Source organism: Bradyrhizobium sp. MI1.3 (assembly GCF_055811695.1).
The window spans coordinates 47,283-68,789 of the sequence record NZ_JBVVPQ010000022.1; the positions used below are offsets into that span (position 1 = coordinate 47,283).

At 64.3% G+C, this 21,507-nt stretch carries 24 protein-coding genes; 19 read left to right on the forward strand and 5 right to left on the reverse strand.

Going from position 1 to position 21,507, the window contains the following annotated elements; genetic code table 11:
• Together AC0L3A_RS17985 and AC0L3A_RS17990 are read left to right on the forward strand one after the other, a co-directional pair.
• A partial coding sequence (locus AC0L3A_RS17985) for a ferredoxin reductase domain-containing protein (protein WP_473254863.1) occupies positions 1-492 on the forward strand: 492 nt, incomplete at its 5' end.
• A 129-nt stretch (positions 493-621) separates the two neighbouring features.
• On the forward strand, positions 622-1,296 hold the full coding sequence (locus AC0L3A_RS17990) for a spermine/spermidine synthase domain-containing protein (protein WP_007593827.1): 675 nt from the start codon (positions 622-624) through the stop codon (positions 1,294-1,296).
• Between the two features lie 100 nt (positions 1,297-1,396).
• On the opposite strand, the gene AC0L3A_RS17995 is transcribed toward AC0L3A_RS17990, so the two are convergent.
• Both AC0L3A_RS17995 and AC0L3A_RS18000 read right to left on the reverse strand, forming a co-directional pair.
• The gene (locus tag AC0L3A_RS17995; protein WP_007593825.1) at positions 1,397-1,861 is read right to left on the reverse strand and encodes a nuclear transport factor 2 family protein; all 465 of its coding nucleotides are present in this window, start codon (positions 1,859-1,861) and stop codon (positions 1,397-1,399) included.
• Between the two features lie 149 nt (positions 1,862-2,010).
• Positions 2,011-2,925 carry an alpha/beta fold hydrolase gene (locus AC0L3A_RS18000; protein ID WP_007593824.1) on the reverse strand — a complete coding sequence of 305 codons (915 nt, stop codon included), beginning with the start codon at positions 2,923-2,925 and terminating at the stop codon, positions 2,011-2,013.
• Positions 2,926-3,095: 170 nt separating this feature from the next.
• Here AC0L3A_RS18000 and AC0L3A_RS18005 point away from each other — a divergent pair, with 170 nt between their 5' ends.
• From AC0L3A_RS18005 to AC0L3A_RS18080, 16 genes are all read left to right on the forward strand, one after another.
• On the forward strand, positions 3,096-3,479 hold the full coding sequence (locus AC0L3A_RS18005; protein WP_007593823.1) for a hypothetical protein: 384 nt from the start codon (positions 3,096-3,098) through the stop codon (positions 3,477-3,479).
• Positions 3,476-4,558: a PHA/PHB synthase family protein gene (locus AC0L3A_RS18010; RefSeq protein WP_007593822.1), complete on the forward strand. Its 1,083-nt coding sequence runs from the start codon at positions 3,476-3,478 to the stop codon at positions 4,556-4,558. Before AC0L3A_RS18005 ends, AC0L3A_RS18010 begins: the two co-directional genes overlap by 4 nt.
• Positions 4,555-5,148 carry a GNAT family N-acetyltransferase gene (locus tag AC0L3A_RS18015; protein WP_007593821.1) on the forward strand — a complete coding sequence of 198 codons (594 nt, stop codon included), beginning with the start codon at positions 4,555-4,557 and terminating at the stop codon, positions 5,146-5,148. The genes AC0L3A_RS18010 and AC0L3A_RS18015 overlap by 4 nt, the downstream gene beginning before the upstream one ends.
• A 201-nt stretch (positions 5,149-5,349) precedes the next feature.
• Positions 5,350-5,805 carry a phasin gene (locus AC0L3A_RS18020; RefSeq protein ID WP_007593819.1) on the forward strand — a complete coding sequence of 152 codons (456 nt, stop codon included), beginning with the start codon at positions 5,350-5,352 and terminating at the stop codon, positions 5,803-5,805.
• 169 nt (positions 5,806-5,974) lie between these two features.
• Complete coding sequence (locus tag AC0L3A_RS18025; protein ID WP_354127710.1) at positions 5,975-7,261, forward strand: DUF445 domain-containing protein; 1,287 nt, start codon at positions 5,975-5,977, stop codon at positions 7,259-7,261.
• Positions 7,262-7,461: 200 nt separating this feature from the next.
• Complete coding sequence (locus AC0L3A_RS18030; protein ID WP_007593815.1) at positions 7,462-8,232, forward strand: esterase/lipase family protein; 771 nt, start codon at positions 7,462-7,464, stop codon at positions 8,230-8,232.
• Between the two features lie 92 nt (positions 8,233-8,324).
• Complete coding sequence (gene paaX / locus AC0L3A_RS18035) at positions 8,325-9,191, forward strand: phenylacetic acid degradation operon negative regulatory protein PaaX (RefSeq protein WP_007593813.1); 867 nt, start codon at positions 8,325-8,327, stop codon at positions 9,189-9,191.
• A 76-nt stretch (positions 9,192-9,267) separates the two neighbouring features.
• Positions 9,268-10,260, forward strand: coding sequence for a 1,2-phenylacetyl-CoA epoxidase subunit PaaA (gene paaA / locus AC0L3A_RS18040; protein ID WP_007593811.1), 993 nt, complete (start codon positions 9,268-9,270; stop codon positions 10,258-10,260).
• A 10-nt stretch (positions 10,261-10,270) separates the two neighbouring features.
• The gene (gene paaB / locus AC0L3A_RS18045; RefSeq protein WP_007593808.1) at positions 10,271-10,558 is read left to right on the forward strand and encodes a 1,2-phenylacetyl-CoA epoxidase subunit PaaB; all 288 of its coding nucleotides are present in this window, start codon (positions 10,271-10,273) and stop codon (positions 10,556-10,558) included.
• Between the two features lie 130 nt (positions 10,559-10,688).
• On the forward strand, positions 10,689-11,465 hold the full coding sequence (gene paaC / locus AC0L3A_RS18050) for a 1,2-phenylacetyl-CoA epoxidase subunit PaaC (RefSeq protein ID WP_007593806.1): 777 nt from the start codon (positions 10,689-10,691) through the stop codon (positions 11,463-11,465).
• Positions 11,459-11,962, forward strand: coding sequence for a 1,2-phenylacetyl-CoA epoxidase subunit PaaD (gene paaD, locus AC0L3A_RS18055; protein WP_007593804.1), 504 nt, complete (start codon positions 11,459-11,461; stop codon positions 11,960-11,962). Before paaC ends, paaD begins: the two co-directional genes overlap by 7 nt.
• Before the next feature lie 2 nt (positions 11,963-11,964).
• Complete coding sequence (paaE, locus tag AC0L3A_RS18060; protein WP_219682679.1) at positions 11,965-13,047, forward strand: 1,2-phenylacetyl-CoA epoxidase subunit PaaE; 1,083 nt, start codon at positions 11,965-11,967, stop codon at positions 13,045-13,047.
• 55 nt (positions 13,048-13,102) lie between these two features.
• A complete protein-coding gene (paaI, locus tag AC0L3A_RS18065) occupies positions 13,103-13,552 on the forward strand; it encodes a hydroxyphenylacetyl-CoA thioesterase PaaI (protein ID WP_007593801.1) in 450 nt (149 codons plus the stop codon).
• 28 nt (positions 13,553-13,580) lie between these two features.
• Positions 13,581-14,912, forward strand: coding sequence for a phenylacetate--CoA ligase PaaK (paaK, locus tag AC0L3A_RS18070; protein WP_007593800.1), 1,332 nt, complete (start codon positions 13,581-13,583; stop codon positions 14,910-14,912).
• A 181-nt stretch (positions 14,913-15,093) separates the two neighbouring features.
• Complete coding sequence (locus AC0L3A_RS18075) at positions 15,094-16,098, forward strand: quinone oxidoreductase family protein (RefSeq protein ID WP_007593798.1); 1,005 nt, start codon at positions 15,094-15,096, stop codon at positions 16,096-16,098.
• 2 nt (positions 16,099-16,100) lie between these two features.
• The gene (locus AC0L3A_RS18080) at positions 16,101-17,159 is read left to right on the forward strand and encodes a YeeE/YedE family protein (RefSeq protein ID WP_473254876.1); all 1,059 of its coding nucleotides are present in this window, start codon (positions 16,101-16,103) and stop codon (positions 17,157-17,159) included.
• On the opposite strand, the gene AC0L3A_RS18085 is transcribed toward AC0L3A_RS18080, so the two are convergent.
• Positions 17,138-18,052, reverse strand: a complete 915-nt coding sequence (locus AC0L3A_RS18085; protein WP_007593794.1) for a DMT family transporter — start codon at positions 18,050-18,052, stop codon at positions 17,138-17,140. The two genes, AC0L3A_RS18080 and AC0L3A_RS18085, sit on opposite strands and share 22 nt — an antisense overlap.
• Positions 18,053-18,153: 101 nt before the next feature.
• Between AC0L3A_RS18085 and pdxR the strand changes: the two genes are divergently transcribed.
• Complete coding sequence (pdxR, locus tag AC0L3A_RS18090; RefSeq protein WP_473254877.1) at positions 18,154-19,584, forward strand: MocR-like pyridoxine biosynthesis transcription factor PdxR; 1,431 nt, start codon at positions 18,154-18,156, stop codon at positions 19,582-19,584.
• Between the two features lie 10 nt (positions 19,585-19,594).
• On the opposite strand, the gene AC0L3A_RS18095 is transcribed toward pdxR, so the two are convergent.
• Positions 19,595-20,818 (reverse strand): bifunctional alpha/beta hydrolase/OsmC family protein, encoded by a 1,224-nt coding sequence (locus AC0L3A_RS18095; protein WP_007593789.1) that lies wholly within the window; start codon positions 20,816-20,818, stop codon positions 19,595-19,597.
• A gap of 26 nt (positions 20,819-20,844) precedes the next feature.
• Positions 20,845-21,507 carry a sulfite oxidase-like oxidoreductase gene (locus tag AC0L3A_RS18100; protein ID WP_473254865.1) on the reverse strand — a complete coding sequence of 221 codons (663 nt, stop codon included), beginning with the start codon at positions 21,505-21,507 and terminating at the stop codon, positions 20,845-20,847.

Here is a 21,507-nt window from a genome sequence, read left to right on the forward strand (position 1 = left end):
GCGGGCTGCCGGCCCCCGGCCGCGCGGGCGGGGCGTTTTGTCCTGCGGGGCCGGGGCCGGGTTTGGGCGCCGGGCGGCGGCCCCCCCCCGGCGCGCGCCGCGCGCACGCCCCGGGGCGCCGCGCGCGCCCCGGCCATGCTGTTTTTCGGCTGCCGGCATCCCGACCAGGATTTTCTCTACGCGAACGAGTTGAAGGCGTTAGCAGCAAGCGGCATCACCGAGCTGTTCACCGCGTTCTCGCGTGCGGAAGGACCGAAGACCTATGTGCAGCACGTCCTCGCCGCGCAGAAAGACAAGGTCTGGCCGCTAATCGAGCAGGGCGCGATGGTCTATGTCTGTGGCGACGGCAGCAAGATGGAGCCCGACGTGAAGGCGGCGTTGGTCGCGATCCATCGCGAGAAGAGCGGCAGCGATGCCGCCACGGCCGCGCGCTGGATCGAGGAGATGGGCGCGAAGAACCGGTATGTGCTGGACGTGTGGGCGGGAGGGTAGGCCGGTTCGTAGCCCGGACGGAGCGCAGCGAAATCCGGGGCGATTTTTCCTCACGCGCGCGCTTCCCGGATTGCGCTTCGCTCCATCCGGGCTACGAAGCTACGAAGGAAATCGTGCTAAAGCTTCCGCATGATTCCCTGGGAAAAGATCGACACCGCCAAGATCCCCGGCTCCGATGAAGAGCTTCGCCTGATGCGGCGAGGCAAGGAGTTTTCCATCAAGCTCGGCACCAACGAGCTGATGAACAACCGCCTGTCAGGCTCGGAGGCCGCGCTCGCCACACTCGCGGCGAAGCAGATCGAGACGGTCGCAAAACCCGTCGTCCTCATCGGCGGCCTGGGCATGGGCTTTACGTTGCGTGCGGCCCTGACCGTGCTCGGAAGCAAGGCGAAGATTGTGGTCTCCGAGCTCGTGCCGGCGGTGGTCGCCTGGGCGCGGGGCCCGATGGCGCAGGTGTTCGGCGACAGTCTCGATGATGTCAGGGTGAGCATACGGGAAACCGACGTTGGCGAAATCATCCGGGCGCAGCGGTCGGCATTCGATGCCATCCTCCTCGACGTCGACAACGGGCCAGAAGGGCTGACCCGGAAGGGCAATGATGCGCTCTACAATGCGAGCGGATTGAAGGCAGCGAAGACGGCGCTGCGGCCGGGAGGCGTGCTCGCGGTCTGGTCCTCGGGGCCCAACCCGGCCTTCACCAAGCGGCTCGGCAGCGCCGGCTTCGAGGTCAACGAAGTCAATATCCGCGCTACCGGAAGAGGCGGTGGCGCACGTCACGTGATCTGGATGGCCAGGAAGAGCTAGGCGGCTATTTGTAACCCGGATGAGCGCAGCGAAATCCGGGACGGTCGATCCACGCAAGAACCCGGATTGCGCTGCGCTCCATCCGGGCTACGGCTCCGAGCTAGAACATCGTGTTGTTGTTCGCCGGATTTTCCGGGATCGGTTGAACGACGTCCCAGTGTTCGACGACCTTGCCGTTCTCCAGCTTGAAGATGTCGACGATCGCGTTGCCCCTGCTGCCGGGCTCGCGAACCGCGTGAACGTGCAGGATCACGTAGTCGCCATCCACGAAGCTGCGCTTGATCTCGCTGTGCGAGTTCGGGAATTTCTCCCGGAGGAAGCCGATGAATTTTCGGAAGCCGTCCGGACCATCTGCCGCGTTTGGGTTGTGCTGGACGTAGCGGTCGCCGACATGGGCGAGGGCTGCATCGGCGTCCTTTTGGTTGAGCCCCTTCTCGTAGAACGCAAGCACAGTTTTGCGATTGGCTTCTTCTTGCGCGCTACCCGCCATCGCGACGCCACCGGCGAGGGACAGCGTGAGGACTGAAGCGGCGACGATTGCGGCTGACCGGACGATGAGATGCATGTGAACTCCGAGAGGCCGCAGCCTCTTTGTTGGCGAGTGAGGTTCTCGGCGATTGAAGGACGCCTGTATAGCTTTCGTTCCGGCACGCGTTAAGAGAGTAACCGGCAGCTCACATGGTCACCGCGAGGAGACCTTCTGTGCCGATCAATCTACGCCGCCTGCGCCGCTGCGCCATGCGCGTGCTTGGCGATGGCGCCGATGATCTCCGGCCAGAACCGCATCGGCAGCGCGTGGCCCATGCCGTCGATCATCAGCAGCTTGGCGCCCGGAATTGACTCTGCCGTGTCCCTGCCGCCCTCGGGGCGGACCAGCGGATCGACGGTGCCGTGGATCACGAGCGTCGGCGTCTTGACGCCGTGCAGCCGCTCCTTGCGGCTGCCGGAGGCGAGCACGGCGCGGAGTTGCCGGCCGACGCCGGCCGGATTGAGCCCCCGCGCGAACACGCGCTCGGCACGACCGGGATCGAGCGCCTCTTCCTCCGGAAAGGACCCGGCCCGCAACACGTTCCAGGTTTGGCCGTAACGGGCGATAAACTCCTCCTTGCTGCGCGGCGGCGGCGCCATCAGCATCGCGGCGGCCTCACGTGTCGGGGGCGGCACGCGCGGATTGCCGGTCGTCGACATGATCGATGTCAGTGAGCGCACGCGCTCGGGAAACGACAACGTCACTTCTTGCGCAATCATGCCGCCCATGGACGCCCCGACCAGATGCGCCGACTTGATGCCGAGTGCGTCCATCAGCCCGACCGTGTCTTTCGCCATGTCGATCAGCTTGTAGGTGGCCGCAACGGGAATCCTGAGGAAGCGGAGCTTCAACAGCTCGAGCGGCGTCAGACGCTTGCCGCCTGCGAGATGGCTTGACTTGCCGATGTCGCGATTATCGAACCGGATGACGCGAAAGCCGCGCGCGGCGAGCTGCTCGCAGAACGCATCGTCCCAGTGGATCATCTGGGCGCCTAACCCCATGATCAGCAGCAGCGGCTCGGCACTGTCGTTGCCGAAAGTCTCGTAACAGATGTCGATGCCGTTGGCGTGGACGGTTTGCGGCGGCTGATAGGCGTTCACGGGTGCGTTCCCTCGGCTTTTGATCAGTGCTGTATCGCACGGTTTCTCCTCGCGATGAAGCCGCGTCCGCGACACCGGACCCGCTGCTTGCCGGTTGACCGGCACCGCGCAACGGTGTGGTATGGCGAAAAAGGAAGGGCATCGAAGCTCTCGATCTCAGGAGGACGCCGATGACCGATAAGAGCAATGACCCCGTTGCCATGTGGCAGAAGATGATTGGCGAGATGGAGAAGGGGTTCAACTCCTTCGCCAATCAGGCCATGTCGTCGCCCGAGTTTTCGCAAGCCGTGAACCGAGCCGGCGGCGTTGCTGCAGGTGCTCAGAAGCAGCTCGGCGATCTCATGGAGAAATATCTGGTCTCCATGAATCTGCCGAGCCGGGACCAGGTCACCGGCCTTGCGGAACGGCTGCAGTCCATCGAAGGACAGATCGGTGAGATCAAGTCGATGCTGAGCCAGATGGCGGCAAGTTCCGGCATTTCTCAGGGCTCCGACACCGCAATGCGCCCGCCGCGCACCAAGCGCCCGCCATCTGAAGGCGGAGAGCAGACATGAATGCACCCGCCGGATTAGACTTCGCAGGAATCCCGGAGCGCATCCAGTCCGAGGTGCAACGCGCCATCCAGCGCAGCATCAAGGGCGTCGAATATTTCTCGACGTCCGGTCCCACGCTCGGCTCGACTCCGAAGGACGTGCTGCATTCGCGCGGCACGATGAGCCTCTACCATTATCGGCCGATGTCCGATGAGATCTATCGAATTCCGATCTTGATCGTGATGGCGACCACCAATCGCGGTTACATTCTCGACCTCGTGCCCGGCCAGAGTTTCATCGAGTTCCTGTTGAAGCGCGGCTACGACGTCTACATGCTCGACTGGAGCGCGCCACGGCCGGAGGAGAAGAGCCTCCGCATGGAGGACTATGTCCTCGACTTCATCCCGGACTGCATCCGCCGCGTGCAGCAGGATTCCGGCGAACAGGACGTCTCCGTCATCGGTTATTGCTTCGGCGGCGTGCTGTCGCTGCTCTACGGCTCGATCCACAGGGACGGGCCGATGAAGAATTTGATCTGTTTCACCACGCCGATCGACTTTCGCGAGATGAAACTGTTCTCGAACTTCTCCGACCGTCGCTATTTCGATGTCGATCGCCTCGTCGACAGCGTCGGCAACGTGCCGCCCGAGATGATCCTGTCGTCGTTCGAGATGCTGCGCCCAGCCTCGCGTACCGTCAGCCAGATCCAGCTCTGGGAAAACATCTGGAACGACGAGTTCGTCAAATCCTACCGGATGTTCGACCGCTGGGCGACCGACACGCTGCCGCTGGCCGGCGAATATTTCCGCACCATCACCAAGGACCTGATGTGGGACAACAAGCTGTTCAACGACACCATGTCGGTCGGCGGCCGTGCGGCGAAGCTCGAGGACATCAAGGTGCCGTTCCTGCATGCGGTCGCCGAGCATGACCACATCGTGCCGTATGAGGCAGCAAAGCACCTGATCGCCAAGATCGGGTCCGAGGACAAAGAGGAGGTGATGCTGAAGGGCGGTCACGTCTCGCTCGTCGCCGGCGCCAATGCGGTGAAGCGGCTATGGCCGAAACTGGATTCCTGGCTGGGGAAGAGATCGACATGAGTGAGCAGCGTTCCTATCCGCGTCACGTCAAGACGGACGCCGGCGATATCGAGATCCGCCTGATGTCGCCCGCGGACGAAGCCGCGGTGCTCGCCTTCGGCAAGGGCCTGCCGACCCACGACCTTTTGTTCCTGCCGCGCAACATCAGTGAGCCGAAGGTGCTCTCCGCATGGGTCAAGGAGATCGAGCGCGGCGCTATCACGAGCCTGCTCGCGGTCAGGGGCGGCACGGTCGTCGGCTGCGGCACGCTGGTGCGCGATCCGCACTCCTGGTCGCCCCATGTCGGCGAGATCCGGATGGTGGTTTCGCTCGACGTGCGCGGGAAGGGGGTGGGACGGACGCTGTCTCAGGAGACGTTCGCACTCGCGCTCGGCGCCGGCCTCGAGAAGCTCTCGGTCCAAATGACGGTCGATCAGCAGGCGGCGATCACGCTGTTCGAGAGCCTCGGCTTCAAGGCCGAGGCTCTGCTGCGCGATCACGTCCGGGACGTCGATGGCAAGACCCACGATATCGTCGTGCTCGGGCACAACATCGCGCAGGTCCAGGCCCAGATGGAGGCCTATGGGCTGCCCGGTGCCGTCCAGCACTGAGAACCTCTCAGCGGGTGTCTGGGAACCTGGATGGTCAGGGAGGCGCCAGACTGCCTCTCATTAAGGCCGTTCACAGTTCGTGATATCGCAGTGCAATATGGATATTGCATCGCACAATTAACTATGCCATATAAGCCGTGCCCCGGGCCAAAACGGACGGGGTGAGCCCATAGCTCAACCAATGAGGATGGAGAGACCCCAATGACCACCGAAACCAACACCGCTTTCGAAGGCTTCAAGGACGCGTTCAAGAACATCCAGAACCTGGAAGTTCCCGAGGCCGCCCGCGAGTTCGTCAAGAAGTCCGCCAATACCGCCAAAGACCGTGCTGCCGAGGTGTTCGCGGGCTCCGAGCGCGTGACTGCCGCCGTCGAAAACGCGGTGACCGAGTCCGTCACCGAAGCCGGCAAGATCAGCCGCAACATCCAGCAGGCGATCTACGAGGACGCCGACGCGTTCTTCGCGGGCATCGACAAGCTCGCGTCCGCCAAGTCGTTCAGCGAAGCTATCGAGATCCAGTCCGGCCTGCTCCGCGCCCGCGGCGAAGCGTTCGTCTCGCGCGCCAAGGCGACCACCGACTATTTCGGCAAGCTCGCCGCCAACGGTGCGAAGTCCGCTCAGGACAATTTCGCCAAGGTCTACAACAAGACCGCCTGATCTGCCTGAGACGAAAAACTGAATTTGAGGCCCGCTTCGGCGGGCCTTGTTTTTTGCGCCGCGTCATCATCGGTCGTCATTCCGGGGCGCCCAAAGGGCGAACCCGGAATCTCGAGATTCCGGGTCCGGTCCTGCGGACCGTCCCGGAATGACGTAACCTTGGTGAATCATGACTCCACCCGCCACCTTCTCCTTCGATTCCCCCGGCGACGCAGAACGCGCGGCCGAATTGCGCCGCGTGAAAGCGCTGGCGACGCTGGTGCTGGGCTCGACGCTTGTCCTGTTCGTCATCGCGAAATGGCTGCTGCCCGTGCATCCCGTGTTCGGATTCATCGCAGCCTTCGCCGAAGCCGCCACCATCGGCGGGCTCGCCGATTGGTATGCCGTCGTCGCGCTGTTCAAGCGGCCGCTGGGCCTGCCGATCCCGCACACCGCGATCATCCAGAGCAATCAGGCCCGCATCGCCGACAAGCTCGGCGAATTCATCCAGGTGCATTTCCTCGAGGCTGCTCCCGTTGAGGCCAAGCTGAACGAGATCGATTTCGGCTCCTTCGTCGCCGACTGGCTGCGCGATCGCAAGCGTAGCGATGACCTCGCGCGCTTTGCGCTGCGCCTGCTGCCGGAGGCGGTTTCTGCGACGGAAAGCTCGGGCCTGATGACCTTCATCCTTCGCCGCATGTCATCGCAGCTCCAGGCGATCGACCTCGCGCCGCTCGCGGCCGGCACGTTGCGCGGCTTCGTTGCCGAGGGACGCCACCAAATCCTGTTCGACGATCTCCTGCGCGTGATGCACGAGACGCTGAACCAGACCGAGACGATGGCGATGATCCGCGAGAAGGTGCGCGCGGAATTGCCGACCCTGCTCAGGCTCTACCGGGCCGACAAATTTCTGGTGAACAAGATCGTGGCCTCCGCCACCGCGTTCTTCAATGAAGTGCGCAGCGATCCCAAACATCCGTTCCGCGGCGAGTTCGACCGCATGGTGCTGAGCTTCGTCGATCGGCTTGGCACCGACCAGGCCTATATCGACCGCATCGACGGTTTGAAGCGCGATCTGCTCGCGCGTCCCGAGCTCGCCGATCTCGCCCGCACCGTCTGGGCCAACACGCGGTCCTTCATCGAGCGTAGTGCAAGCGGCGAGACGCAGGTGCTGCAGCATCATCTCGCCGGCATGTGTGTCGCGGCGGGCGAAGCGCTCGCCGGCGATGCCGAGCTTCGCGGCGAGATCAACAAGGGTCTGGTCGCGGTGCTGCGCAGTTTCGTCGCGGACCAGAAGAGCGGCGTTTCGACCTTCATCTCCGACCAGGTGAAATCGTGGGACATGGCGCAGCTGATTTCGCTGATCGAAATCAACATTGGCCGCGACCTGCAATACATCCGCTTCAACGGCTCGCTGATCGGCGGGCTCGCGGGCCTTGGGCTTTACTCCGTAGAATTCCTGCTTCGATTGTTGTGACTTTTGCGTCACGGACGCCAGCATTAACGCGCAGGCCTATTGTGGCCCCGGGTTTCACCCGCTTGAATGTCGGGAACCCGCTGCCTAGCTGATTCATGGTGCGCTGCGGAACGTTCGAAAAGCTGGCGTGTTGGAATTCATACCCATTTGCCGGCCTCGCAGCCGGTGATCTTTTCAGCATTTCTTCCGAGGGACCATTGATGACCGCTACCGCCCAGACGCTGAGCCCGCCGTCTCGTACCCTGATGTTCCTGGAAGGGCGAGCGATCCACGAGTTCGGCGCATTCCTCGGCGCGCTGCCGCTGCTGAGCCTTGCGCCGCGCGGCGATGGCCATCCGGTGCTGGTGCTACCGGGCCTCGTGGCCTCCGACGGGTCCACGCGCGCGTTGCGCACGTTTCTGTCGGGCAAGGGCTATGCGGTGAGCGGCTGGCGCCAGGGCCGCAATTACGGCCTGCGCGAGGGCGTGCAGCACGCGATGGTGGATCTGGTTCAGGAGCTGAGCGACAGGCATGGCCGCAAGATCAGCCTGGTCGGCTGGAGCCTCGGCGGTCTCTATGCGCGCCAGCTCGCCAAGATGATGCCCGACCGCGTACGCCAGGTGATCACGCTCGGCAGCCCCTTTGCCGGCGATCCGCATTCGACCAATGCCTGGCGCGTCTATGAATGGGCGAGCGGACGGAAGTCCGACGAGGTCGATCCGCAGTTCGGCGGCGATCTCGCCGTTCCGCCGCCGGTGCCGACCACGGCGATCTTCAGCCGCACCGACGGCGTCTGCGCCTGGCAGGGCTGCATGGAGAAGACGGGCGCGCAGACCGAGAGCATCGAGATCGAGAGCAGCCATTGCGGCATGGGCCATCATCCCGCCGCTGTCTTCGCGGTGGCTGATCGCCTTGCGCAGAGGGAGGGCAGCTGGCGTCCCTTCGACCGCAGCGGCTGGCGCAGCGTGGTCTATCCCGATCCGCATCGGTAGTTCTTTGCCTCTCCCCGTAAGAACGGGGCGAGGGAGAAGGCCGTCGCACCGGTCCATTGTCGCGCCCGCACCAAACGCGCTATGCCTCGCGCATGGCGCATCCGTTGTCCCGCATCATCGAGCAGCTCAAGCGCGAGCCGTCGCGCACCGGCTCTATCGTCATCACCGTGTTCGGCGATGCCATCGTGCCGCGTGGCGGCTCGGTATGGCTCGGCACGCTGCTGGAATTCTTCGAGAGCCTGGACATCGACAGCGGCGTGGTGCGTACCGCGATGTCGCGGCTTGCCGCCGATGGCTGGCTGACGCGCGAAAAGGTCGGCCGCAATAGCTTCTACCGCTTGGCTGACAAGGGCCGCCAGATCTTCGGGGCTGCGACACGCCATATCTACGATCCGCCGCCATCCGACTGGACCGGGCGCTTCGAGCTGCTTCTGATCGGCAATGGCGAGGATCGGGATGCCTCGCGCGAGGCGCTCCGCAATGCCGGCTTCGGCAGTCCGCTGCCGGGCGTGTGGGTCGCCCCGTCAGGTGTGGCAGTGCCGGATGAGGCCGCGGGCGCCATCCGTCTGGAAGTCTCGGCCGAGGATGACAGTGGTCGCCGGCTACTCAGTGCGAGCTGGCCGCTGGATCGCACCGCGGACGCCTATCTCAAGTTCATGAAGACGTTCGAGCCGCTGCGCGCCGCGATCGCGCGCGGCACGGGCTTGTCCGAGACCGACGCCTTCACGGCGCGCATCCTCCTGATCCACCATTACCGCCGGGTCGTGCTGCGCGATCCGCTCCTGCCCGAAAGCCTGCTTCCGGCGGACTGGCCGGGCAGGGCTGCCCGCGCGCTGTGCGGCGACATCTATCGCGCGCTGCTTGCCCCATCGGAACAATGGCTTGATGGTCATGGAACCAATGAAAAGGGGCCATTGCCGCCGGCGCGAAAACTGCTGGAACGAAGATTTGAGGCTTGATCGTTATGTTACAGAAATATCTTGCATGAGATAATTCTTGTTATATATTGCCTCTCAATAAAACGGGAGGATGCGCATGTATACCCAGGCGCTGAACACGGCCGAGACCGATGATCGCGGCCTCGAGGATGCGGCCAAGGCTGCGCAGTTCCAGACGCGCATCGATGCCGAGGAGCGCATCGAGCCGAACGACTGGATGCCGGCGGCCTATCGCAAGACGCTGACGCGCCAGATCTCCCAGCACGCTCATTCCGAAATCGTCGGCATGCTGCCCGAAGGCAACTGGATCACGCGCGCGCCGTCCTTGCGTCGCAAGGCCGCGCTGCTCGCCAAGGTGCAGGACGAGTGCGGCCACGGGCTTTATCTCTATGCTGCGGCCGAGACGCTCGGCACGTCGCGCGAAGAGCTGGTAGACGCCATGCTCGCGGGCAAAGCCAAATATTCCTCGATCTTCAACTATCCGACGCTGACCTGGGCCGACATCGGCACCATCGGGTGGTTGGTCGACGGCGCCGCGATCATGAACCAGATCCCGCTGTGTCGCTGCTCTTACGGTCCCTATGCGCGCGCGATGATCCGCGTCTGCAAGGAGGAGTCGTTCCATCAGCGCCAGGGCTACGAGATCATGCTGACGCTGTGCCGCGGCTCGGACGAGCAGAAGGCGATGGCGCAGGATGCCTTGAACAGGTGGTGGTGGCCGGTGCTGATGATGTTCGGCCCGCCCGATGCCACCAGCCAGCACAGCGACACCTCGACGAAATGGAAGATCAAGCGCTTCTCCAATGACGAGCTGCGCCAGAAATTCGTCGATGCCACCGTGCCGCAGGCGCAATATCTCGGCCTCGCCATTCCCGATCCCGGCATGATTCAGGATGCCGACGGGCGCTGGCGCTACAGCGAGATCGACTGGACCGAATTCAAGCAGGTGCTCGCCGGCAACGGCCCCTGCAACCGTGACCGGATGGCTGCGCGCCGTAAGGCGCACGACGAGGGCGCCTGGGTCCGCGAGGCGGCAGCTAGCTACGCCGCAAAGCGCGCGCAGCGTCGAACTGCACAAGCGGCAGAGTAGGGAGATCACGATGGCCACGCCGAACACGCCGCTGTGGGAAGTCTTCATTCGCAGCCGCAACGGGCTCGCGCACAAGCATGTCGGATCGCTGCATGCGAGCGACGCCACCATGGCCCTGCAGGCCGCCCGCGACATCTACACCCGCCGCGGCGAGGGCCTGTCGATATGGGTCGTGCCATCCACCGAGATCACTGCGAGCGATCCCGCCGAGAAGGGCATGATGTTCGAGCCGGCGGAATCGAAGATCTACCGTCATCCGACGTTCTATGAAGTGCCTGAGGAAGTAGGACACATGTAGCTCTTTCTCCTCATGGTGAGGAGCCGCGAAGCGGCGTCTCGAACCATGAAGGCCCGTGACCCGCGGCCCATCCTTCGAGACGGCGCTTCGCGCCTCCTCAGGATGAGGTTGGAACAAGTGGATAGGACAGATGCCCGTCGCCAACATCCAGGTCTCCGAAACACCGCTGGTGCTGTACGCGCTGCGCCGCGCCGATGATGCGCTGATCCTCGGCCACCGGCTGTCGGAATGGTGCGGGCACGCGCCGATGCTGGAAGAGGACATGGCGCTCTCCAACATCGCGCTCGACCTGATCGGCCAGGCCCGCGAGCTCTACACCTACGCAGCCAAAGCCGAAGGCAAGGACAACGACGAAGACAAGTTCGCCTACCTTCGCGATGTCAGGCAGTATCGCAATCTGCTGCTCCTCGAGCAGCCGAACGGCGACTTTGCCCAGACGCTGGTGCGGCAGTTCTTCTATTCCGCCTTCGCCGATCTCTACTGGCGCGCCATGATGACCTCGCGCGATACGACACTCGCGGCCATTGCCGCCAAGTCGGAGAAGGAGAGCGCCTATCATTTGCGGCATTCCTCGGAGTGGATCATCCGGCTCGGCGACGGCACCGACGAGAGCCATGCCCGCGCGCAGGCTGCGATCGATCATCTCTGGGCGTTCACCGGCGAGATGTTTGCCGTCGACGACGGCGAGCGCGCCTTGATCCATGCCGGTATCGCCGTAGACCCAGGGACCTTGCGGGGTCGCTGGCTGACGACACTCTCGGATGTGATCGGCGAAGCAATGCTCAAGCTGCCGCAGAACGACTGGATGCAGCAGGGCGGCCGCGTGGGCCGGCACAGCGAGCATCTCGGCCATCTTCTCTCCGAGCTGCAATCGATACAGCGCACTTTCCCGGGGCAGACATGGTGACGGTGCTGGAGCCCCATAACGAACTGCGCCAACGGGCCTGGGACGCCGCGGCGAGCGTGGTCGATCCCGAAATTCCGGTTTTGACCATCGCCGATCTCGGCGTGCTCCGCGATGTCGTTGTCGACGGCGATCACGTCGAGATCGCGATCACCCCGACCTATTCGGGCTGCCCGGCCATGAATATGATTGCGCTCGAAATCGAGGTCGCGCTGGAGCGCGCTGGTTTCCATCGTCCAAAGGTCCGCACCGTGCTGTCCCCGGCCTGGACCACGGACTGGATGAGTGAAGAGGGCCGCCGGAAGCTTCACGCCTACGGCATCGCGCCGCCGCAGGCCTCGAATTCACGCCGCGCGCTGTTCGGCGAGCAAGCCGTTGTGTGCCCGCAATGCAGCTCGGCGGATACCGAGCTGCTGTCCGAATTCGGCTCCACCTCCTGCAAGGCGCTCTGGCGCTGCAGAGCCTGCCGCGAACCCTTCGATTATTTCAAGTGTCATTGATCATGTCAGCAGCCGCACCACGCTTCCATCGCCTGGCCGTCAACGACCTCCGCCGCGAGGCGTCGGACGCCATATCGCTGACATTCGCCATCCCGGCGGAGCTTGCGACCGACTACGCCTTCACACCCGGCCAATACCTCACACTCCGCACCATGCTGGATGGCGAGGAAGTGCGCCGCTCCTATTCGATCTGCTCCGGGCCCGACGACGGCGAGATACGCATCGCGGTCAAGAAGGTTGATGGTGGCGCGTTTTCGAGCTGGGCAGCGGACGATTTGAAGTGCGGCGACGCGCTGGACGTGATGACGCCCACGGGACGTTTCGGCGTGATCCCGCCGACGGGCGCTAGCCGCATCCATGTCGGCTTTGCCGCAGGCTCCGGCATCACGCCGATCCTTTCGATCGTCAAGGGCACGCTTGCGCGCGAGCCGGGCAGCCAATTCTTCCTGTTCTACGGCAATCGCACGACGGACAACATCATGTTCCTCGAGGCGCTCGAAGAGCTCAAGGATCGCTTCATCGACCGGCTCTCGATCTTCCACGTCATCTCCGGCGAGGAACAGGACATTCCGATCCTGCACGGCCGGCTCGACGGCGACAAGGTGAGGGTGCTGCTGCGCTCGCTGGTACCAGCGGAAAGCGTCGACCACGTCTTCATCTGCGGTCCGTCCGGCATGAGCGAGGACATCGAGGCGACCTGCCGAGGGCTCGGCATCGCGGACGAGCGCATCCACGTCGAGCGCTTCGTATCGGAGTTCGGCGGCAAGCCGCGGCCGAAGAAGATCGTTGCGCCGGACGCGCCGCCGAAAGCGATCGCGTCGCTGATCATCGACGGCAAGCGCCGCGACGTGCCGGTCGCCGAGGACGAGGCGATCCTCGATGCCGCACTGCGCGCCGGAATCGATCTGCCCTTCGCCTGCAAGGGCGGCATGTGCTCGACCTGCCGTGCCAAACTGGTGGAGGGCGAGGCGCCGATGGACATCAACTACTCGCTGGAACCCTGGGAGCTGAAGGCTGGCTTTGTCCTGACCTGTCAGGCCAAGCCATCGTCGGAGCGGGTCGTGGTCGATTACGACCACGTTTGACAGTTTTAGCCAGGCAGCAGAACATCGTGTCCAAACAATCGGACGGGAGAAGCGCGTGAACGTCAAAGCCGCCTTGTCGCCCGAGGATGTTGCCCGCGCCTGCGCCAATGCGATGTGGGCGGAGGACGATGCCTCCAAAGGACTCGGCATGGAGATCGTCGAGATCGGACCAGGTTATGCGACGCTCGCCATGACTGTACGGCCGGACATGGTCAACGGCCAGCGCATCGCCCACGGTGGCTTCATCTTCACGCTGGCCGATTCCGCCTTCGCTTTCGCGTGCAACTCGCACAACGACCGCGTCGTGGCGGCGCAGGGCCAGATCACCTTCATCAAGCCGGGCAAGCTCGGCGATCGCCTCATCGCAAAGGCCCGCGAGGTTACGCGCGGCGGCCGCTCCGGCATCTATGACGTGCGCGTCACCGCCGGCGATACAGTCATCGCCGAATTCCGCGGGCATTCGCGGGCCATTCCCGGAAATTGGCTGCCGGCGCAGGATCAATAACGAAAAGCAATGATACGGGGAAACGAGGATGGCTCTGACGAGGCTCAAGGAAGGTGGCAACACCTATAAGGCCGAGCTGGATGCGCAAGAGCGCGCATCGCGCGACGAGATCATGGCGCTGCAGACGGAGCGGCTGGCCTGGTCGCTGAAGCACGCCTACGACAACGTCGCGCATTATCGCAAGGCCTTCGACGCGGCCGGCGTGCATCCGTCGGACTTTCGAGAGCTCTCGGACCTTGCGAAATTTCCGTTCACGGTGAAGACGGATCTGCGCGACAATTATCCCTTCAACATGTTTGCCGTGCCCCGTGAGAAGCTGGTGCGCGTGCATGCGTCCTCCGGCACGACGGGCAAACCGATCGTGGTGGGTTACACGCAACGCGATATCGACACATGGTCGGACGTGATGGCGCGCTCGATCCGCGCCGCCGGTGGCCGCACCGGCATGATCATCCACAATGCCTATGGCTACGGCCTCTTCACCGGCGGGTTAGGGGTGCACTATGGCGCCGAAAAGCTCGGCTGCACCGTGGTGCCGATCTCCGGCGGGATGACAGAACGACAGGTGCAGCTCATCAACGACTTCCGGCCCGACATCATCACGGTGACGCCGAGCTACATGCTTGCGATCCTCGACGAGTTCAAGCGCCAAAAGCTCGATCCGCGCCAGTGCTCGCTCAAGGTCGGCATCTTCGGCGCGGAGCCCTGGACCAATGCCATGCGCGGCGAGATCGAAGACGCCTTCGACATGGACGCGACCGACATCTACGGTCTTTCCGAGGTGATCGGGCCCGGCGTTGCGCAGGAATGTATCGAGACCAAGGACGGACTGCATATCTGGGAGGATCATTTCTATCCCGAAGTGATCGACCCCGACACCGGTGCGGTGCTGCCCGACGGGGAGAAGGGCGAACTGGTCTTTACTTCGCTCACCAAGGAAGCTTTTCCAGTGATCCGCTATCGCACCCGCGACCTGACGCGGCTGTTGCCGGGCACGGCGCGACCGGGCATGCGGCGGATGGAGAAGGTCACGGGACGTTCCGACGACATGATCATCCTGCGCGGGGTCAATCTGTTCCCGACCCAGATCGAGGAGGTTCTCCTCGCCACCGACTGGTGCGGCGGACATTTCATTCTGGAGCTGACCCGGGAAGGCCGCATGGACGAGCTGACCATCATTGCCGAGGCGCGGCCGGAGAGTTGGGACGGCCGGGGTCTCCTCGACCATGCGAGTCGGATCTCGACGCACATCAAGAACACCATCGGCATCAGCTCCAGGGTGAGCGTGGTTGCGCCGGCCACGCTGGAGCGCTCGCTCGGCAAGGCCAAGCGCCTCTACGACAAGCGGCCGAAGGATTAGGTCTTACCCCTCATGGTGAGGAGGCGCGTAGCGCCGTCTCGAACCATGCAGGCCAGGATGCTGCAATGCGGGCCTTCATCCTTCGAGACGCCGCTGGCGCGGCTCCTCAGGATGAGGGGAGGCAGGTTGACTTGGGTCTCTTCAAGGGCGACAAGGCCCGCGAGAAATCGCGGGTCTTTCCATGTCAACAGCCGTTCCCAAAGCCGTCGACGCGCGCTGCGTGCGCCTCAATGCCAAGGCCGAAAGCGCGGCTATGATCGCGCCGGCGGTCGAGCGTGAGACGCTTGCTCGCGGTCCGAATGATCTGCTGATCGAGATCAAGGCCGCTGCCGTCAATCCCTCCGACGTCAAGGCCGCGACCGGGCTGATGCCCTATGCCGTGTTTCCGCGCACGCCCGGCCGCGATTACGCCGGGGTAGTGATGGACGGGCCGGCCGGTACGATCGGCCGCGAGGTGTTCGGCTCCTCCGGTGATCTCGGCATTCGTCGCGACGGCACTCACGCCAGCCATCTCGTCGTTGAATCCGACGCGGTGGTGGAGAAGCCGAAGACCGTGTCCTGGGAGGAGGCCGCCGGCATCGGCGTGCCCTTTGTCACCGCGATGGAGGGTTTTCGCCGCGTCGGCATTCCAAAGCCCGGCGAAACGGTGCTGGTGTTCGGCGTCAACGGCAAGGTCGGGCAAGCTGCGGTGCAGATCGCGACCTGGCAGGGCGCGCGTGTCATCGGCGTGGTGCGCAAGGCGGAACCTTATGAGGGCCACACCAACGCATCCGTCGAGGTGATCGACGCTTCCGCGACCGACGTCGCGCCACGCGTGCGCGAGTTGACCGACGGTAGAGGCGCCGACATCGTCTTCAACACGGTCGGCGATCCCTATTTCCAGGCGGCGCACAAATCGCTCGCGCTTCGCGGCCGCCAGATCCTGATCGCCGCGATCGACCGCATCGTGCAGTTCAACATCCTCGAATTCTACCGCGGGCAACACACCTATGTCGGCATCGACACGCTCGGCCTGTCGTCGATCGCGACGGGCGCTGTGCTGCGTGACCTCGGCCAGGGCTTCGCGAGCGGGCACCTGAAACCGTTCCCCATCAAGGCGAACGCCGTCTATCCGCTCGAACGCGCGAAGGAGGCCTATGTCGCCGTTGCCGGCTCGTCGCGGGATCGCGTGATCCTGAAGCCTTGATGATGGAATCGTCCACCCAGCTCGTCATCCTCGCCGGCCTCGTCATTGGCCTGGTTTACGGCGCCGTCGGCCTGCTCGGCGGCTTCTGCCTGATGAGCAGCATGCGCGGCTGGCTATCGGACGGGGATGGGCGGTTGGTACGAACCTATGCGCTGGCGATCGCGGTCGCGACCGCAGCGAGCCAATTCCTCGCCGGCAACGGCATGGTAGATCTCGGCAAATCGATCTACCTGCAACAGTCCTTTTCGGTGCCGGTGCTGTTTCTCGGCGGACTTCTGTTTGGCTACGGCATGGTGCTGTCGAACGGCTGCGGTTCGCGCGCGCTGGTGCTGCTCGGTCGCGGCAATCTCCGCTCCTTCGTCGTGGTGGTCGTGCTCGCCATGGCCGCGCAGATGACGCTCAAGGGCCTGATCGCGCCGGCGCGCATCGCGCTGGTCCAGGCCTCGCAAACCACGGTCAACGTGAATTCGCTGCCGTCACTGTTGGCCGTGTTCGGTCCGGCTGAAGCGGTTTCGCGCGCGATGGCTGCTGCTGTCGTCGTCGTTGTGCTGATCCTGTTTGCTTTCGCGCACCCAGCGTTCCGGCGTTCGCCCGGCCAGATTGCGGCCGGCGTCATCGTCGGTCTCCTCGTCGCCGGAGGCTGGTTCGTCACCGGCTATCTCGGCGCGGATGATTTCAACCCCGTGCCGGTGACATCGCTCACCTTCGTCGCGCCGATCGCGGACAGCCTGCAATATGCCATGCTCTCGACCGGCCTGACGCTGAACTTCGGCATCACGACAGTTGCCGGCGTCTTCGCCGGCAGTCTGGTCACCGCGCTTGCGACGGGCCGTTTCCATCTCGAAGGCTATTCCTCGCCACGCCACATGCTGCGATCGGCGGGTGGCGCCGCGCTGATGGGCATCGGCGGCGTGATGGCGTTCGGTTGTTCGATCGGACAAGGGCTCACCGGCGTGTCGACGCTCGCGCTGGGGTCGTTCGTCGCCGTCGCCGGCATCCTGCTCGGCACGACGGCTGGCCTGCGCGGGATGCTGCGCGTTCAGCCTCTCGCGGTGGCCTGACCGCGCAGCAGACGATCGCCGAGCGTTGCGAGACCGATGCCGGTAACGATCAGCGCGGCCGCAATCACAAGACTCATGTCGATCGGCTCACCCAGCAGGATTGCAGCGCTGGCGATGCCGACGAGTGGCGTCCCGGTGGTGCCGAGTGACGTCGTCAGCGCCGAGATGCTCTTGTTGACCATCGACATCGCCCAATAGGCCAGCGCCGTCCCGATCAAGCCGGAATACAGGAACAGCAGCACGAGCCTCCACGACCATTCCGCGTGCGGCAGGCCGTGCGTGACGGCCGCCGATCCCGTCAGCACGATCGTCGCCACGAGCACCTGCCAGATCAAAAGCTGGAGCGGGGACGCGATCCAGCGATGCGCGCGGATGTAGATGATGTTCGCGGCCCATGAAATCGCGGCCAGGATGATCATGCCGGCGCCGAGTACGACGTTGGTGTTGGTCCAGTCGATCGATGCCGGATTCAGGATCACGGCAAGGCCGATCAGCCCGAGCAAGGCGCCGGCCAGCTTTGGCGCGGTCAGCGTGTCCTTCCCGAGCAGCGGCGCGGCGATCGCGACCCAGAGCGGCGTGGTGTAGCCCAGCACGATGGCCTTGCTCGCCGGCAGGAAGCGCACACCAGTCGCAACCAGCACCGAGAACACCGTCATGTGCAGCAGTGCGACGCTGAGGATTACCGGAATGTCGCGCCGCTCCGGGATCACCAGATTGTTGCTCAATCCGAGGATCGCGAACAATCCGGCCAGCGCGATCCAGCTCCGGATTGCCGACGTCCACAGGGGCGGGAGGAACTGGACGAGCTGCTTCGTCACCGACCAGTTCACGCCCCAGGCCAGCACGACGATGAGGAACAGGCCGACGGCCGCGCGGGGGGAAAGGGAGTTCATCTCGGAGGTCCTTGAAGCAGTCCAGTCCAGCGAATAGCATCCCGCTTGGCGCCTGAAAAAGTGCCAGATCGGAAAGGATTAAGGTGCCAGTTCCGGAAAGCATGATCTCCGCTCTGATCGACCTGAACCGGTCCGACGACGAGGGGCTGGTGGCTCAACTGACGAGCCAGCTCCGAAGCTTGATCGCGACGGGCCGTCTCGGCAAAGGCCGCACGCTGCCGTCGAGCCGCCGGCTTGCGAGCGATCTCGGCGTCTCGCGCAACACCGTCAGCTATGCGTTCGAGCAGCTCGCCGCCGAGGGATATCTCGAAGCCTCGCGCGGCCGCCGTCCGATGGTCACGGTCGACGGGGGCGAGCGCGTCGCAGAGGCGGGCGCCGTCGCATCTCGCATGCGCCCTGGCAAGCCGCGGCTTTCGCCCTGGGCGTCGAGCCTCACGCAGACCGACTGGCCGATGTCTTATCAGGCGCGACTAAGACCCTTGCGTCCCGGGCACGGCGATTTCAGGGAGTTTCCAAACGAGGTCTGGGCGCGTTGCCTGCGCCGCAGCGCCGTGCGCGCGGCGAAGCGCGAGCTCGGACCGGTCAACCGGACGCGCCTGCGCGAGGCGCTGGCGCATTATCTCGCGACCAGCAGGGGCGTGCGCGCGACGGCGGATCAGATCCTGATTCTGCCGAGCGCACAGGCTGCGCTGACCTTGATTGCGGCTGCCCTCATCACGCCCGGTGACGAGGTCTGGGTCGAGGATCCCGGCTATCCCGGCGCCGCCGCCGCCTTCCGCGCGTCCGGTGCGCGCGTGACCGGGATAGGATTGGACGAGCAGGGCATGCAGCGGATTCCGGGGATGGCGACCCCGACATTGATCTTCATGACGCCGTCGCACCAGCACCCGACCGGTCGCCTGATGTCGCTATCGCGCCGCACGGAATTTCTTGGCCTGAGCAGGCCCGGCAAGACCTGGATCGTGGAGGACGATTACGACGGCGAATTCCACTACGACAGCCGGCCGGTGCCGGCCTTGCAAGGACTCGATGCCCATGGCCGCGTGTTCTATGTCGGCACGTTCTCCAAAGTCATGACCGCGGACATCCGGCTCGGCTATCTCGTCGTACCGCGGGCCCTGGTCGGTACTCTCGAGATCGTACAGCGGCACATCGGACTGATCGCCGCGAGCCACATCCAGGAGGCGCTGGCCGAGTTCATTGCCGACGGGCATTTCCTGGCGCATCTGCGCCGGATGCGCCGGCTCTATCACGCCCGCCGCGATCACCTCGTGGAGGGACTAGCCGGCCATTTGGGCGACGTGCTCTCTGCCGAAGTGCCCCCGGGCGGCATTCAGCTCGTTGCGCGCCTCAAGCGCGGTCGCGCCGATCAGACGGCGGTCAAGCGGCTGGTCGAAGCGGGCGTTGAAACGCGTGCCCTGTCCGGCTTGGCACTGGGCAGGCCGCGCGATCACGGTCTGTTGCTCGGCTTCGCGGCCTGGCGCGAAAGCGAGATCACCGCGGCATTGCGGACGATGGCGTCGTGCTTCTAGCGCAATCGCGCTAGTCCACAGCCTTGGTCACGATGCGGATTTCCGAGGTCAGCGTCCGGTGCACCGGGCACTTGTCGGCGATCTCCATCAATTTCTTGCGCTGCTCGGGATCGAGCGCGCCGTCCATCGCGATGTCGCGCTCGATCTGGTCGAGCATGCCATCGCGCGTCTCGCACTCCGCGCAGTCTTTTGCATAGATCTTGGAATGCTTCAGCGAGACGGTGACACGATCGAGCGGCAGCGACTTGCGGTCGGCATAGAGACGCATGGTCATTGAAGTACAGGCCCCGAGGCCAGCGAGCAGGAGATCGTAGGGACCAGGGCCGGCATCCTCGCCGCCGGCGGCGACCGGCTCGTCCGCGATGAGCTGATGCGGTCCGACGGTGACGACCTGGTTGAACTTGCTCTTGCGGGTCTCCTGCACCACGACCCGGCGCGGTGCCTCGGGGAGATCCATCGCCTTCGCAGGCTTCGCCGTGTCGATGTACCGGCTCGCCCAGGCCGCGATCACGTCGGCTGCGTAGAGCGCGTCGGCCGGCTTGCTCAGCAGATGATCGGCGTGGTCGAGCGAGACGAAGCTCTTGGGATGCCGAGCGGAGACGAAGAGCTTCGTCGCATTGTCGATGCCGACGGTATCGTCGAGCGGAGAATGCATGACCAACAGCGCCTTGTGCAGGCCGGTGACGTCCTTCATCAGCTCGTGCTCGGCGATATCGTCGAGGAATTCGCGCTTGATCCGGAACGGGCGTCCCGCAAGCGAGACTTCGACCTCACCTTGCATGCGAATGTCGTCGAGATGCTCTTTGAACAGGCCGGTGACGTGGGCGGGATCGGATGGTGCCGCAATGGTCACAACCGCCTTGGCTTCCGGGATTTGTCCTGCTGCCGCAAGGATCGCGGCGCCGCCGAGGCTGTGACCGATCAGGATTGACGGCGCCTTGCGGACGCTACGCAGATGATCGGCCGCGCGCACGAGATCGGCCACGTTGGAGGAAAACGTCGAATTGGCGAAATCCCCTTCACTGGAGCCGAGCCCGGTGAAGTCGAAGCGCAGCACCGCGATACCCTTGGCTGCGAGTGCGACCGAGATGCGTTTGGCGGCCAGCGTGTCCTTGCCGCAGGTGAAGCAATGCGCGAACAGCGCGAAGGCCCCGGGCTCGCCGTCCGGCAATTCGAGCGTGGCCGAAAGCTGATGGCCGCCTTCGCCCGTGAACTGAAAGCGTTCCGTCGACATGGGCTTTCCCCCGTCCTTGCTTGAACCTAATCGTCCGAATAGCGCTGCTCTGCCCAGGGATCGCCGCGATTATGATAGCCGCGGACCTCCCAGAAGCCCGGAGCGTCCTCGGTCAGGAATTCAATCGACTGAACCCATTTGGCGCTTTTCCAGAAATACAGATGCGGCACGACCAGCCGCACCGGGCCGCCATGTTCGTCCGACAATGGCTCACCGGACCAGCTATGGGCGAGCAATGCATCCTCGGCGGCAAAGTCGTCCAGCGCGAGGTTGGTGGTGTAGCCGTCGTGAGAATGCAACACGACGAAGCGCGCGTCCTCGCGCGGCCGGCAGGCCGCGAGCAGCTCGCGCGTGGCGAGCCCCTCCCACTCATTGTCGTAGCGCGACCAGGTGGTGACGCAGTGGATGTCGGAGGTGAACTGCGCCTGGTTCTGGGCGACGAACTCGGCAAAGGTCCAGAACACGGGGTTCTCGACCGCGCCAAAGACATCGAGCCGCCAGCGCTCGCGCGAAACCGGCGGCACGACGCCGAGATCGAGCACCGGCCAGTCTTTTGTCAGATGCTGGCCGGGCGGCAGGCGCTGATCTTCCGGTCGCGCGATCTTGCCGGTCAAAAAACGGCCTTCGCGCGCCCATCTCTCCTTGGTGCGCGTCAGCTTGCTGTCGGGCGGCTCGTTGTCTTCGGCCAT